General features: G+C 29.6%; 15 protein-coding genes and 1 riboswitch. Of the genes, 8 read left to right on the top strand and 7 right to left on the bottom strand.

Annotated elements, in window-relative coordinates:
- The first annotated feature begins 66 nt into the window (after positions 1–66).
- From LQ682_RS04405 to LQ682_RS04390, 4 genes are all read left to right on the top strand, one after another.
- Positions 67–456, top strand: a complete 390-nt coding sequence (locus tag LQ682_RS04405; protein WP_239723932.1) for a hypothetical protein — start codon at positions 67–69, stop codon at positions 454–456.
- 56 nt (positions 457–512) lie between these two features.
- Positions 513–1,154: an HAD family hydrolase gene (locus LQ682_RS04400; RefSeq protein ID WP_070045736.1), complete on the top strand. Its 642-nt coding sequence runs from the start codon at positions 513–515 to the stop codon at positions 1,152–1,154.
- A 100-nt stretch (positions 1,155–1,254) separates the two neighbouring features.
- Positions 1,255–1,704, top strand: a complete 450-nt coding sequence (locus tag LQ682_RS04395) for a hypothetical protein (RefSeq protein WP_017000850.1) — start codon at positions 1,255–1,257, stop codon at positions 1,702–1,704.
- A gap of 21 nt (positions 1,705–1,725) precedes the next feature.
- A complete protein-coding gene (locus tag LQ682_RS04390; RefSeq protein WP_239723931.1) occupies positions 1,726–2,550 on the top strand; it encodes a DUF5996 family protein in 825 nt (274 codons plus the stop codon).
- A gap of 70 nt (positions 2,551–2,620) precedes the next feature.
- Here LQ682_RS04390 and LQ682_RS04385 read toward each other — a convergent pair whose 3' ends face one another.
- Positions 2,621–3,049 (bottom strand): competence protein ComK, encoded by a 429-nt coding sequence (locus LQ682_RS04385; protein ID WP_239723928.1) that lies wholly within the window; start codon positions 3,047–3,049, stop codon positions 2,621–2,623.
- 858 nt (positions 3,050–3,907) lie between these two features.
- Here LQ682_RS04385 and LQ682_RS04380 point away from each other — a divergent pair.
- Positions 3,908–4,129 carry a hypothetical protein gene (locus tag LQ682_RS04380; RefSeq protein WP_017000846.1) on the top strand — a complete coding sequence of 74 codons (222 nt, stop codon included), beginning with the start codon at positions 3,908–3,910 and terminating at the stop codon, positions 4,127–4,129.
- Between the two features lie 183 nt (positions 4,130–4,312).
- A complete protein-coding gene (gene sagB / locus LQ682_RS04375) occupies positions 4,313–5,245 on the top strand; it encodes a peptidoglycan release complex glucosaminidase SagB (protein WP_064211334.1) in 933 nt (310 codons plus the stop codon).
- Between the two features lie 310 nt (positions 5,246–5,555).
- Here the strand turns inward: sagB and LQ682_RS04370 are convergent, their stop codons facing one another.
- The 6 genes from LQ682_RS04370 to LQ682_RS04345 form a co-directional block, all read right to left on the bottom strand.
- Positions 5,556–5,789 (bottom strand): hypothetical protein, encoded by a 234-nt coding sequence (locus tag LQ682_RS04370; protein WP_239723927.1) that lies wholly within the window; start codon positions 5,787–5,789, stop codon positions 5,556–5,558.
- Between the two features lie 354 nt (positions 5,790–6,143).
- The gene (locus LQ682_RS04365) at positions 6,144–6,974 is read right to left on the bottom strand and encodes a DUF6612 family protein (protein ID WP_239723925.1); all 831 of its coding nucleotides are present in this window, start codon (positions 6,972–6,974) and stop codon (positions 6,144–6,146) included.
- A gap of 165 nt (positions 6,975–7,139) precedes the next feature.
- The gene (locus tag LQ682_RS04360) at positions 7,140–7,829 is read right to left on the bottom strand and encodes an ABC transporter permease (protein WP_135032669.1); all 690 of its coding nucleotides are present in this window, start codon (positions 7,827–7,829) and stop codon (positions 7,140–7,142) included.
- Position 7,830: 1 nt separating this feature from the next.
- Positions 7,831–8,781, bottom strand: coding sequence for an osmoprotectant ABC transporter substrate-binding protein (locus LQ682_RS04355; RefSeq protein WP_017000842.1), 951 nt, complete (start codon positions 8,779–8,781; stop codon positions 7,831–7,833).
- 15 nt (positions 8,782–8,796) lie between these two features.
- A complete protein-coding gene (locus LQ682_RS04350) occupies positions 8,797–9,432 on the bottom strand; it encodes an ABC transporter permease (RefSeq protein ID WP_070044677.1) in 636 nt (211 codons plus the stop codon).
- A 13-nt stretch (positions 9,433–9,445) separates the two neighbouring features.
- Positions 9,446–10,594, bottom strand: a complete 1,149-nt coding sequence (locus tag LQ682_RS04345; protein ID WP_017000840.1) for a betaine/proline/choline family ABC transporter ATP-binding protein — start codon at positions 10,592–10,594, stop codon at positions 9,446–9,448.
- 384 nt (positions 10,595–10,978) lie between these two features.
- On the opposite strand from LQ682_RS04345, the gene LQ682_RS04340 reads away from it, so the two are divergent.
- Both LQ682_RS04340 and ribD read left to right on the top strand, forming a co-directional pair.
- Positions 10,979–12,511, top strand: a complete 1,533-nt coding sequence (locus tag LQ682_RS04340; RefSeq protein ID WP_239723923.1) for an FAD/NAD(P)-binding protein — start codon at positions 10,979–10,981, stop codon at positions 12,509–12,511.
- 89 nt (positions 12,512–12,600) lie between these two features.
- A riboswitch (FMN riboswitch) is annotated at positions 12,601–12,733 on the top strand.
- Between the two features lie 149 nt (positions 12,734–12,882).
- Entirely contained in the window at positions 12,883–13,926 is a 1,044-nt protein-coding gene (gene ribD / locus LQ682_RS04335) for a bifunctional diaminohydroxyphosphoribosylaminopyrimidine deaminase/5-amino-6-(5-phosphoribosylamino)uracil reductase RibD (protein WP_239705925.1), read from the top strand.
- Positions 13,927–13,930: the final 4 nt, after the last annotated feature.

Below are 13,930 nucleotides of genomic sequence, written 5' to 3'. Positions count from 1 at the left end.
ATTAAAACACTCTAAAAATTCAGAATAAAATGTTAAAATTGAATAAATGAGATGAGGTGAATTACTGTGCTTACAAATGTAACTTTAATCAATGACAAAAAAAGTCGAAAAAATATAATAAATAAATTTTATAAAGGCTTAAATCAAGAAAGTATTCACGAAGCCGTTATAAGTTTAGAAGAAAGAAAATATCAAAATTTTGAGCATGGTGAAGTTTACTTTCAAGGCGATCTTAGTTCGGAAGAACAACAAGATTTAAATTTAAGTAAATCAGACGGGTTATTTATTATTAATGAGGATAATAAAAAGTGTGGAGCAATTGTCCCTTTACAACTTATTGTCCAATATTTAGCATCTAATCAAGAAGCAATTGCTAAAGAAAAAGGGTTAAGTATTATACAATTGGAGAATATTATCGATCGTTTAGAGTTAACTCTTAAATCAGAAGGTTTATAAAATACAAATAAGTCACGATTTCGTGACTTTTATTTTTTTAGAATGGAGTGTTAAATATGTACGAAGCAATTATTTTCGATTTTGACGGTACAATTATAGATACAGAGATTCATTTATTTAATACACTAAATAAGCATATTGAAAATTATAAAAATCCACCTATATCTTTAGATGAATATAAAGCCTCAATCGGATCAGTATCAAAAGAATTAGATGAAAGAATATTTAATGCACTAGGTTCAGAAATCGCATTAAAAGAAATGTTTGAAGATCATTATAAAGGCACATACAATTTACCAATAAAACCAGAAGTTAAAAAATTATACGATTATAGTGTGGAAACTAATTTGAAGATGGGTATTGCTACAAGTAGTTACAAAAAAGATATAATACATAACGTTGAACGTTTAGAGTTGAATAAAAATATAAATGTTATAAAAGGAAGAGAAGATGTAGCATTTGTAAAACCTAATCCGGAATTATATATTCAGGCAGCTCATGAATTAAACGTAGAACCTGATAAGTGCTTAGCAATTGAGGATACACCTAATGGAGCTCAAGCAGCTGTTGATGCTGGAATGGATGTTATTGTTATAACACATGATATTACAGAAGACTTGGACTTTAGTCATATAAATATTTTAGATAAGAATGTAAAGGCTGAAGAAATTATAGAACGTTATCTTGAACGAGCATAAAATAGGTTTTATTTAATAGTTTAAATCTAAGATTAATTTAATCCCAACGTATATTGATTAATGTTATAATAAATTTACTAATGACATTTAGAGGTGTTGCATGAATAACGAACAATATAAATCAGTTGTTTATAAAAAATTGTGGTTTATAAACAATAAAGAAAAAGAAGTTGCTACAGAAATGCTAAATAGCAATGAAAATCTATTAGAGCAACATGGTAAACCTAGTCATTTTGTTTCTAATTTTCTTGAGAAAGAAATTATAGATAAAGCTAAACCACCGAGTTCAATAGATAAAGCTATGACGTTAGGTGGACTACTATTTGGTAATGTCCTCATGGTAGGTATTCTCATTACGGCAGCATTGTTAATATTAGGTACATTCACTTTATACTTTACAAAACCTTTAAGTGAGGCGCTATTATTTCAGCTACTCTACATCATTCTAGGTGTCGTATTACTTTTCATTGGTTATAAAGGCATAAAGTGGGTAAATGCTTACTTCACAAAAAGAATACTAATAGCCAAATGGCTCAAAGATTTATCGTAGCATATGTAGGGGGTGTCATGAATGAGTTTATTATATTTTGACGAGTGGCGTGAAACACGAGCAACTATAAGATATATAGCACAAATAATGGGTAAGTGTTGTATAGAAACAAAAGAACCAGAGCCACTATATAAACATGTCATGCTGACAGTTAATCAAGTTGGTTTATCAACAGGTGTATTACAAAGTAATGGTCATGAATTTGAAATAACTTTAGATTTATTGGATCAAACATTGGTTGTGAAAGTAGACAAAGAAGAGCACTCATTACTAATAAAAACAGGACAAACAATTCAGGAATATTATGAATTTATTTTCGAAATATTAGAAGAACATGGTATAACAATTAAAATTAATACGAAACCTTATAATATACCTTATGAAACAACATTAGATAAGGATGATAAAGAACGTACTTTTAATCCTAAAATAGCTTATCATGCACTTCGCTTGATGCAACAAGCACAATACGATCATTATCAATTTCTACATTCAAGAAATATTAAAGATGTAAAAACAGGTTTATTCTGGGATAAATTTGATGTTACTTCTATTTTTTATGTTGAAGGTAATGATGAATATACAGTTTCATTATGTTATTATTTTGGAGATAAGTATAGAGAGTCGCCATACTATGTTCTGAAGATTAATCCATTTAAAAAAGATAAAATAAATTTAAAACAAGTTGAACCCTCTTATGCTGAATACAATGGTAAAGATGGTAGCTTTTTAATTTATGAAGAAGACTTAGAAAGCATTATGAGAAGAGATGAAGTATTACTAACTTTCTTTAATAGTGCTTATCAAGCTTTACTTTCTGGTGTGAGTAGTAAATTAACAAAATAATAAAATGCATTATAAAGAGAGTGGGTAATGAGTCTAATTTTATTATAAGATTTCATGTGCCCACTCTTTTTTAAATCCTTAAATGATATTTTTGGTAGTGTATGAGTCTTAAGGATTCACCAAACTTTTTACTAATCAGATGATAATCTTGATCTATATTGATAGTATTATTATTCTTGAATTTTATTTCTGTATGATATGACAATGGTTCAATATGTTGTATTTGCTTAGCATTGATTAACATATCATCAAAGTGAGATTTTGATGTAGTAGGGAATAGAACAAAGTCTTGTGTAGCGTAAATCATGAGAGGAATAAGTTTATGAACTTTCAAAATATATTTAGCATATTGTTCGCGAGTGCGCATATTAGCACCCTCAATTTTTAAAGCATCGTCTATAAGGGTTTTAACAGAAAGGTTAGTGTATTGGATTGGATGCTGTATATATTCTATTTGGTATTTATATATAGGATTTTCTGAACGTTTTAAAAAGGTCATGTCTGCACAAATTAATGTCTTCAGTAACTACACCTCCTAACACTTAATATTTTATATATAAATACTGACAGTGTATAGCTCATTGTTAAAATCTAAAATAAGAATTCCGATTTTAATTTTTCTCTAGTTGATTTTCTATATCTTTTAATTGATGAAGGACTCTTATTCATATATATGCTTATTTCGTTTGTAGAAAAACCCTGTAATGTTAAATTGAGCCAAGTCAACTCCTCTTCATTTAAAATCTCCAATAAACTATATAATTCATATTGATAAAAATCACTGTACGATTGATCAAGTAGTGTATAATCAGACGTAGGCAAAAAACGGTTTATTTCTTTAATATTTCTTCTTAGACAATCGATTAAAAAATACTTTAACTTTAAATAAATGTATTTTTCCTGATTTGTAGATTTCGATTCATCATAGGATTTTAATAAATCCCATAGTTTTATAACCATAAGTTGAAAGTAATCATCGTAATGATATTTAATTTGGTGTTGATGCAAAAGATGATGTATCATCTTTTCATATTTTTTATAATTCAAATTGAATTGCTTGTCTAACATGGTTGCCTCTTTTTGTGGGCATGCACACTAGTATTTCCGGATGTACTAATTATATATATTTTAGGAACAAGCGTTTAATTTGAAAACAACATATATAAAGGTCTAATATAGATTAAACAAAATAAAACGTAAATTTACGTAAAAAATATAAAAATATAGCCGAAATAAAACATAAAAAAGCACATTAAAAATTATATGTTTAAATGATTTACAATTGCCATAATAACGTGTATATTTGGATATATATGGACATATGTTTTATTGGGGCAAAGACTAGGAGGTTCATCTTATGGATTATGAACACTTAAATTTAGAACATTTTTTTGCGAGAAACAATGAACTAAATAATATTAGAGATAATGCTGATTTTGTAATGATTAACAATGTAAACCGATTTATGAATTATAGAAATGGCGAAGAAGAAGGAACGATTAATCTAAGTCATTACAACTATAAAAATAGATCAGCTGCAATGTCATTTATTTTCATGGACTATACACCTTATAAATAAGCAAACATGCTTTTAAAGTATGTCTGCTTTTTTATTTGAATTGAATTATAATAGTAATTAAAACTTAATAATTTAAATTTTGAATATTCCGTTGTAATCCTTTAAAATATAAGAGGTAAACTTTTTAAAAATAGTTAATCAAAATGATATCGGTTATAAGTTTACAAATTTAGAGGTGAAACGATGAAGAATGCCAGGCTAGAAACAATTAAAAATATAGTCGTATTATTATTAGTTTTAGCAATAATTGTTGGCCTGTTCTATTATTTAATTTCAAATCATTTAAAGTTTTACGAAGTAGATAAACAAGAAGAAAATGTAGAGGTACCACTAACTTTAAGTAAAGCTGTTGAAAAACAATATAAAAATGATACGAAAATGCAGGTAGCAACAGAGTCAGGCAATTGGAAGAATGCGTCAAGAAGTGAAATACATGATGTAATGGATGTTGAAAAGATACTAAATGATAAAAAACAAGTTTATCAGTTTTTAAATTTATCAGAGTATCAAGGTATTGATGAAAAAAGATTCCACCACATGCTAAGAGAAAGAGGAGCACTTGAGAAATACTCAAATCAATTTTTAGATGCTGCTAAACAAGAACATGTTAATGAGGTGTACTTAATTAGTCATGCTATTTTAGAAACAGGTAATAATAAGAGTAAACTAGCTAATGGTGTATTATTAACGGATAAAGGAAAAGTGACAAATTCTAAAGAAGAATCTGATGGTAAGAAATACTACAATTTCTATGGTGTAGGCGCATTAGATGAAGATCCAATAGGTACTGGAGCTAGATATGCTAAGAAAAAAGGTTGGGATACCCCACATAAAGCAATATCAGGCGGTGCTAAGTTTATTCATGATCACTATTTATCAAATCCAGAGCAAAATACTTTATATAGTATGAGATGGAATCCTGAGAAACCAGGTGTACATCAATATGCAACGGATATTAAATGGGCACAAAGTAACGCACGTATTATTGCAGAATTCTATTCAGATTTAAAAACAGAAGGTAAGTACTATATTGTTTATAAATATAAAGATACTGATAAATCACTTTCTATAAAAGAATTAGATAAAAAACTAGAACAAGAAGAGGCTAGAAAATAAAATCTAACTCTATAAAAACAGCCAATCCAGGAAAAGGATTGGCTGTTTTTTTATATGATAAATCACTTTTAATAGAAGATAGTGTCTATGTGAGCTAATATCATGCTTAATCCAATAAGAGTATGTCTACATAGCACAGATGCTTAATATCGAAACACTTGATATAAGCATATTGTCAGTCCAACTTAATTATGAAGATTGTTTTGTGTTAAATTATAGGAATAGTTGCTTATCTAAGTATAATATTTAGTTAATCGTCATAGTATTCTATAGATGGTTATGTTTGGTTATTAATATAACCTTACATGTGTTAATGTATATCTGAAAGTTCATAAAAAAAGAAAATTATCGAAAGTATAATAAATATAGTAATCCAACCATTATAAATTGGGTCTTCATAAAAATTTAAAACAGAAAATTTATCGAAAAATAAAAATATGTTTACTTTGGCTGGTACATAGCCAATTATTTTAAATAAAGTAACTATTGTGAATCCTATTATAAGAACTATAAACATACTAGAAAATGCTTGTTTTAATTTCATATTTTAAACACACCCTTATAAGTGAACTACTTAACAAATATTTTATCATATAAATACCAAATTATGTAAAAAATTCGAAATTATATTGTAATGTGAGGTGTTTATATATACATAAATGTTGTAAGTGTTGACAACGACACAAACGTAGAGTAGATGTCTTTTTAGCAGGAGCTGAATTGATTTAAAAAAATCGTAAGTTATAAAAGATTACATTTTAAATAGAAGCAATAAAATTGTTAAATCTATATATCGAAACACTTGATATAAGCGTATTGTCAGTCCAATTATATACTGCTAAAATAATTAAAAAAGTCCGAGACATATTATATATGCCTCGGACTTTCTATCGTTATATTATGATGCTTCTTCTGAATTTGAACTTTCAGAAGATTTCTGATCAGAAGATTGTTCTTTTTGTAAGTCTTCTATTTTCTTAGCATCTTTTGCTTCGTCTGGAATTTTAATTTCATCTATATCATTGATTTTATCATAAGTAACTTTTGTCTTGATGTTAGCTGTGTCTTTGTCTTTTTTAAGTTTAGAATCTAAAATATATGATTCAATTTCATTATCTTTATTTACTTTAAGAACTGCATCACCAGAAACGTCATCAATTTGATCTTCAAATTGTTCAAGTTGGTCTTTATTACCTGATGAACTAGCTAATTTTTTGAAGTCTTCTTTATTTTTGATGTTATATTTTAATTCATATCCATCATCGACTTTTTTAGCTTTAGCATCTTTGAATCCATCTAATGATTTAACGTATTTTTCATAGTTTAATTGATCTAATGAACTATCTATATCCATGTTATCTACTTGAGATGATAAATCTATCCATTGATCGTTCGCTTTAGCTACCATTTTTTTACCTTGTACGTAAATCGTCATTTCTTGACCGGCTTGATTTGTTACTAGTTTTGCTGTTTCTTTTTCGTCAACATCCATGCCGACTTTGACTTTTTGTGATTCACCGTCTTTAGGTTTCATTGCAATCGCATTATCTGTATGATAACTATTAACATCTTTAGCATTGTCTTGTAAATCAGATATTACTTGACTAGCACTTTTAGTTACTTCTTTTTTTTCAGTTTTCTTTCCTGAATCATCATCACCGCTATTTCCACAAGCTGCTAATAATAGAGATGAAGATAAAAATAAACTGCCTAATACTCTGAATTTCATTTGGCTTCCTCCCTTGTTTTAAACATGGTAACATTAAATATAATTTAATTGCAAAAATTATTATATTTATGTCCATTTTATTACATTTACTTAAGTTTTTTCTTGGGTGAAAGTATTAATATTGCAACAAATGCAATGAGTATTTTTAATATAAATTTCATTTTATCACTCCGAAAGTGTTTGTGGTTGAGGTTCCTTTTGCTTACGCTTAGTAGGATCTAATTTTCTTTCTATATACCCTAACACAATATCACTTAGTACTGCTAGTAAAGCTGTTGGAATTGCACCAGCTAGGATAAGTGATGTACCGTCTGTAGCATTTGTACCTCTAATGATTATATCACCAAGGGATGAAGAGCCAATGAATGATCCTATAGCTGTAACACCAATTGCGATTACAAATGCAATTCTTATACCACCAATCATTACGGAAAGTGATAATGGTAGTTCGACCATCGTTAATACTTGTTTAGAAGTCATTCCCATACCTTTACCCGCGTCTTTGATTCCGCTATCTACGTTTTTAATACCAGTATAAGTATTTTTGATGATAGGGAGTAGGGCATATAGGAAGACAGTCATAACAACTGTATTTGAACCCAATCCCATAACTAGCATTAAAATAGCTAATAGTGCTAAAGCAGGTACGGTTTGTATGATATTTGCTAAAGTTATGATGAAACCTGATAATTTAGAATATCTTGCAATAATAATGCCTAATGGTATACCTACTATAACCGCAAATAATACGCCATAAACAGAAATGAGTAAATGGTCTAAGAATAGTTGAAAAATATAACCACCATTATACTTATAGTATTCAATTAATTGTGTTAATACATTTCCATTCGTCAATTTACTCACCGTCCTTTTCGTCGTCAAAATAATTATGTTTCTTAAGGAATTCTTCAGCAACTACAGCTGGTTCTTTTAAGTTATTATCAGCTTCGTAGTTTAATTTTTGCATTTGTTCAGTTGAGATTTTTCCTTCAAGTTTTTTCATCGCTCTATCTACATAAGGTTTTTCTTTAATTAATTCTTCAGTAACTAGAGGACTTGCATCATATGGAGGGAAGAAACGTAAGTCGTCTTCTAATACAACTAAGTCATAACTTGCGATTCTACCATCAGTTGTATATCCAAGGACTACATCCATTTTTCCAGTATTTAATGCATCATATACTAAACCGATTTGCATAGGTCTTGTACGTTTGAAGTCAAAACCATATTTTTCTTTGAAAGCAGGATAACCATCACCAGGTCGTTTCATCCAAGAAGAGTCTACGCCTGCCTCTAATTTATCTGCAACATTTTTCATATCCGATACTTTTTTAAGGTTATATTTCTCAGCTGTTTCTTTTGTAACCATCATAGCGTATGTATTTTCGAATCCGTATGAACCGTACCATTTTTGATTATAATCTTCATCGAAAGCTTTTCTTACAACTTTCAAAGCTTTATCAGGATCTGTAATAGGGTCCATGTTTAAAGCGCCAGTTAAATCTGTACCTGTGTAACGTGCACTGGATATATTAGCGTCACCTGTATTCATTGCGTTGAATGTAACAGTTGAAGAACCTAAATTATTAATCATTTGAATATTATTTTCGTTAACATTATCTTTTTTTGCTTCATGTTCAATCATTAGTCTATCTATATGACCTATTATTTGTGATTCACTTGTGTTTTGCATTCCGATTTTTACAGAGTTTTTATCACCAGTTCCTCCAAGAAAAGGTAGGGAACATCCGGATAAAATTACTGTTAGCGTAACTATCGGAATAAACAATTTAAAATATTTTTTCATGTTTATGTTTCCTCCTTATCTTGAAACTTTTAACCCTTTAGGTGTAACCCATTCTTCGACTTTAGAAAGTACAAAATCCATAATTAGCGCGATTGCTGTAACCGCAATTGCACCACCGATTATTAGGTCTGGTTGATATAGGTTTAACCCGTTAAAGATAAAGTCACCTAAACCACCTGCTCCTATGAAACTTGCTAAAGTTGCCCAACTGATAGCATATACACTAGATAAGCGTATACCACTCATGATTACAGAAATGGCTAGAGGGAGTTCAACCATATACATTTCTTGGAATTTAGTCATCCCCATACTAATGCCGGCACCTTTAACGTTTTTATCAACATTATTAATGCCTATGTACGTATTGTTTAGTATAGGTAATAAAATATAAATAAATAATGCAATAATTGCAGGTAATTTACCGACCCCTAAGAAAGGTATCATAATTGCTAATACCGCTAAAGATGGTACGGTTTGTAGAACACTAGCTATTGACAATACTATTTTGGCAAGTTTTTTCGTTCGTGTTAACACGATGCCTAAAGGTATTGACACAACCATTGCTAGTAAAAGCGCAACGAAAGAGATATAGAAGTGTTCTATTGTTTTTTGAAATAGTTCTTGTCCATTAACTTGAAGAAATTCTATCACAATTGTTCACTCCTTATTTAATATCACTTGTTTTTGCTTCTTCTTCATTTAATCCCCAAATTGAATCATAAACTATATCAACAAGGCTAGCTCTTGTTATAACACCTTTGATTAAGTTTTGGTTATCGACAACAGGAATTAATCTAACGTTTCTCTTAAGTATTGTGCGCACTGAATCTTGAAGCATCGTACCTGTTTTAACAGTGTAAACATTTCGGTCCATCATATCGATAATATCGCTACCTTTTCGATAGCCTTCATTTAAGTCTTCAATGTCAATACAACCTACTAATTTACCTTTGAGATTCGTAACAAATAGAACATCGACACGTCTATCACGCATTAATGTTACAGCTTCGTCTATTGTTTTTTCAGAAGTAATTGTAATAGCACTAATCATAGCGTCATCTACCACTTTTAAGTTAGGTCTATCTTGTATCAATCTATTTTGACCGATAAATTCACTAACGAAATCATTAGCTGGGTGTTTAAGAATGTTATTAGGTGTATCAAATTGAACAATTTCTCCTTCAGACATGATACAAATTCTATCTGCTAACTTAATAGCTTCATCCATATCGTGTGTTACGAAGATAATTGTTTTTCCTAATTTATGTTGTAGCGTTTTGACAAGATCTTGGAGTGTATCTCTCGTAATAGGGTCCAAGGCACCAAACGGCTCATCCATAAGGATAATGTCTTGATCTGCTGCTAGCGCTCTAACGACACCTATACGTTGTTGTTGTCCTCCAGATAATTGAGAGGGATATAAATCTAAATAGCTTTCAGGTAAATCAACTAAATTAATAAGCTCTTTTGCTTTCTTTTCTTTTTCTTCTTTATTCCATTTTAATAATTTAGGAACTAGAACAATATTTTCGCGAATTGTCATATGTGGCATTAAACCAATTTGTTGAATGACATATCCTACACTTCTTCTTAAACTTACTGCATTCATCTTGCTTAAATCTTTCCCGTTTAAAGTGATTGTTCCACCAGTGGGTTCAATCATGCGATTAATCATTCTTAAAGCAGTAGTTTTACCGCTACCACTCGTACCAATAAATGCTATAAATTCACCAGATTCAATTTCCATACTGATACTATCTACAGCTTTTTTACCGCCACGATAAACTTTAGTTAAGTCTTGTATTGATAACATAACACTTCTCCTTTATTTTAATATGTAAAATAACAACGTTTATCATTATAGCATATTATTTGCATATTTATAAAATTTACATGTGCTAAGGTTTTTGAAAAGCGAATATTCTAAAAAATAAGAAAATTTATAAAAAGCGTAAAATCGCGAAAAATATTAAAGTAAGAATATTGTCATATATGTAAAGAATAAAAAAGTGACAAGAAATCGTATGCTAAAATCTTGCATATAGTGCATGGACAATAGTGTTTAAGGCATATTACGGTTAGAAATTTGAAATGAGGTAATAATATAATATAAAGAATAGAGAAATCATACATTTATTTTAAATACTAATGGTAAAATTAAAGTAATATAAACTGTGTTATTTTGGAGGAGAAAAATTTGAAAGTAGCAATTATAGGTATGGGAACTGCTGGCGTAAGCACTTTAAACCAATTGACTAAACATAAAAATTTTAAAAACATCACCGTGGATATTTTTGATAGTTCAGAAGACATGGGGATGGGGAAGCCATTTCAAAATGATAGTGATCGTTTACTTATTAATCTTCCGGCCAATCAAATGTCATTAGATCTAGATGACGAAAAAGATTTTAAAAAATGGTATAAAAACAATGACATTTTTGATTATGGAAAAGCAAAGTATTTACCAAGATTAGTTTTTGGTCATTATATGAAATCTATTTTACATAATATTTTAAACAAATATGATAATATCTTCGTTCACAAATACAAAGTTGATAGTTGCTATGTTGAAGAAATTAAAGATGAGCGAGGACAATATAAAATAGATATTTGTTATATAGAAGATAATGAAGCGGTATGTCAAAAATATGATTATGTTTTTATGACGATTGGAACTTTACCTTACAAAGATCCTTATAAATTAAAAGGTGTGAAAGGATATATAGAATCACCTTATCCAACTGTACAATCTTTGAGAGGCGTTAAAGAAAATGACGATATTGCTATTATTGGTACAGGATTAAGTTCAGTTGATGTTATTCGATATGTTATGGAAAACCATAAACAATTTCCGATTGTAGTGACTTCTAGACATGCTCAGTTTCCGACAGTTCGTGGTATTAACCATGATATTAAATTAAAGTATATTTGTGTTGAAGAAGTAGAAAAAATCAAAAAAATTCATAAAGGAATAGCACCATTATTTGAAATAGAAGAATTGTTTAAAAAAGAGTGTGAATATCAAAATATTGATTTAAAGAAAATGTTACATCGATTTAAAAAAGATAATGTAATCAATATAAAATATGATTTAAAGCATGAAGACGAAGTTGGGCACTTCCAATCCTTTGTTGAAGAAGTAAAACATAATATGATTCCACTATGGAACGCAATGACTATAAAAGATAAAGAAACATTTTTATCTAAATACGGTCAGCATTTTAAAAGAAACGCTAACCCCATGCCACAATCTTCAGCTAAACAATTAATTGAATGGATAGAAAGTGGAGATGTAGTTGTAAAAGAAGGATTAGAAAACGTTCGTAAATATTATGGGAAATTTAGACTAAAATATAAAAATAGTGAAAATGAAGATAGTTATCACTATGTTATTAATGCAACAGGTCCTAAAATGCATTTATCTGAATTAAATGAGGATGAGCATTTTATAAAAGGTTTAGAAAATAAACAAATCATTGCGCCTCATCCTTTTGGTGGTATTTTAGTAGTGCCATATTCTAATGAAATAATTAGCCCTAAATATGGAACAATGCCAAATTTAAAAGCAATAGGACAAATTACAAGTGGTGTAAATTTTGATGTTAATGGCGTTTCATTATTAGTGGATGAAACAGTTAGAGCCGTTAATGATTTATATATTGAACTAGAAGAAAGAAACTTAAAAAATAATAACAAAAAGAAAAAGTCGAAAAAGAAGAAAAATAAATAAATATATTAAATTTAGTAATATATTTGTAAACCATACTATTTTAGTATAGAATATGGTCATCAGTGATTACTGATGATTATAATTTAATAATATTCTTTCGGGGCAGGGTGAAATTCCCAACCGGCGGTAAATCAAGCCCGCGACCTGCATTTGCTTAGCATTTGTGGCTGATTCAGTGAAAATCTGAAGCCGACAGTATAGTCTGGATGGGAGAAAGAATAGACGAAGCGTATACAATACGCTTATTTCGTTATACAAAAATGTTTTTGTCTTTAATCTATTAAAGGCTTATTTCTTGATACATTTTTTACTCCCAAGACACCGAAATGTTAATTTTCGGTGTCTTTTTTTCATTTTTAGGAGGTATATAAATGAATCAATATTTAGAATTTGCTATTCAATTAGCTGAACAATTAAAAGGACAAACTAGTACGAATCCCTCTGTTGGTGCTGTTATCGTAAAAGATAATAGAATTATCGGTTTTGGTGCTCATTTAAAAAAAGGTGAAGCACACGCCGAAATTCAAGCACTTAATATGGCTGGTAAAGAAGCAGAAGGTGCGACAATATATGTTTCTCTTGAACCGTGTTCACACTATGGTTTAACACCGCCGTGTTCTAAAGCAATAATAGAAAGTGGTATTTCTAGAGTAGAATATGCTGTGAAAGATGGATCACTAAGTAAAAGTGGACACGATATGCTTGAAGAGGCAGGAGTAGAAGTAATACATTCGCCTTCAAGTAGAGCGGAGGAATTATATAAAGAATTTTTTATTCAACAAAAGAAGAAGACACCTTTTGTAACATTAAAAATATCAACTAGTCTAGATGGGAAAGTTGCTACTGATTTTAAGGAAAGTAAATGGATTACATGTAAAACAGTGAAAGAAGATGTACTTCATTTAAGAAGTGAAAATGATGCAATTATTACGGGTGGCGGCACAGTGAGAGAAGATAACCCGCTACTAACATCACGAAAACCAAACTTCAAAGAGCCAAAACGCATTGTTTTATCCCAACAGTCTTCTTTCGATGAAGATTTACAAATTTTCAAAGATCGAGATAATCCTGCAATAGTAGTAACAAACCACCCAAATTTTGAAATTAAAGACACACAAAATATTGAGTTATATAAAAGTGATTTATCAAATTTAGAAAACATGCTTCAACTTCTATATAAATTAGGTTACGCGAGTGTTTTAGTAGAAGCAGGACCTACACTTGTTAGTCAATTTATAGAACAAGATTTAGCTGACCAATTAATTATTTATCAAGCCCCGAAAGTAATTGGTGGTCAAGGCAAATATCAATTTTATCAAACAAATGATGTTTATCCTTTATCCAAAATTAAACAGTTTAAATTTATATCAACAGAAATCATTGACGAAGATCTTAAATTAATTTTAAGAAAGTAGTGAG

It is taken from the genome of Mammaliicoccus sp. A-M4 (assembly GCF_022386955.1).
GTDB classification, from domain to species: Bacteria; Bacillota; Bacilli; order Staphylococcales; family Staphylococcaceae; genus Mammaliicoccus; species Mammaliicoccus lentus.
The sequence above is the reverse complement of the archived record's forward strand: the minus strand, read 5'-3'. Positions and strand labels throughout refer to the sequence as shown.

Excerpts from the sequence above, each read along its gene's own strand:
- LQ682_RS04400 (WP_070045736.1), top strand. The coding sequence starts at position 513 with ATGTACGAAGCAATTATTTTCGATTTTGACGGTACAATTATAGATACA.
- LQ682_RS04385 (WP_239723928.1), bottom strand. The coding sequence starts at position 3,049 with ATGACCTTTTTAAAACGTTCAGAAAATCCTATATATAAATACCAAATA.
- LQ682_RS04380 (WP_017000846.1), top strand. The coding sequence starts at position 3,908 with ATGGATTATGAACACTTAAATTTAGAACATTTTTTTGCGAGAAACAAT.
- LQ682_RS04370 (WP_239723927.1), bottom strand. The coding sequence starts at position 5,789 with ATGAAATTAAAACAAGCATTTTCTAGTATGTTTATAGTTCTTATAATA.
- ribD (WP_239705925.1), top strand. The coding sequence starts at position 12,883 with ATGAATCAATATTTAGAATTTGCTATTCAATTAGCTGAACAATTAAAA.
- LQ682_RS04355 (WP_017000842.1), bottom strand. The coding sequence starts at position 8,781 with ATGAAAAAATATTTTAAATTGTTTATTCCGATAGTTACGCTAACAGTA.
- LQ682_RS04390 (WP_239723931.1), top strand. The coding sequence starts at position 1,726 with ATGAGTTTATTATATTTTGACGAGTGGCGTGAAACACGAGCAACTATA.
- LQ682_RS04345 (WP_017000840.1), bottom strand. The coding sequence starts at position 10,594 with ATGTTATCAATACAAGACTTAACTAAAGTTTATCGTGGCGGTAAAAAA.
- LQ682_RS04365 (WP_239723925.1), bottom strand. The coding sequence starts at position 6,974 with ATGAAATTCAGAGTATTAGGCAGTTTATTTTTATCTTCATCTCTATTA.
- LQ682_RS04395 (WP_017000850.1), top strand. The coding sequence starts at position 1,255 with ATGAATAACGAACAATATAAATCAGTTGTTTATAAAAAATTGTGGTTT.
- sagB (WP_064211334.1), top strand. The coding sequence starts at position 4,313 with ATGAAGAATGCCAGGCTAGAAACAATTAAAAATATAGTCGTATTATTA.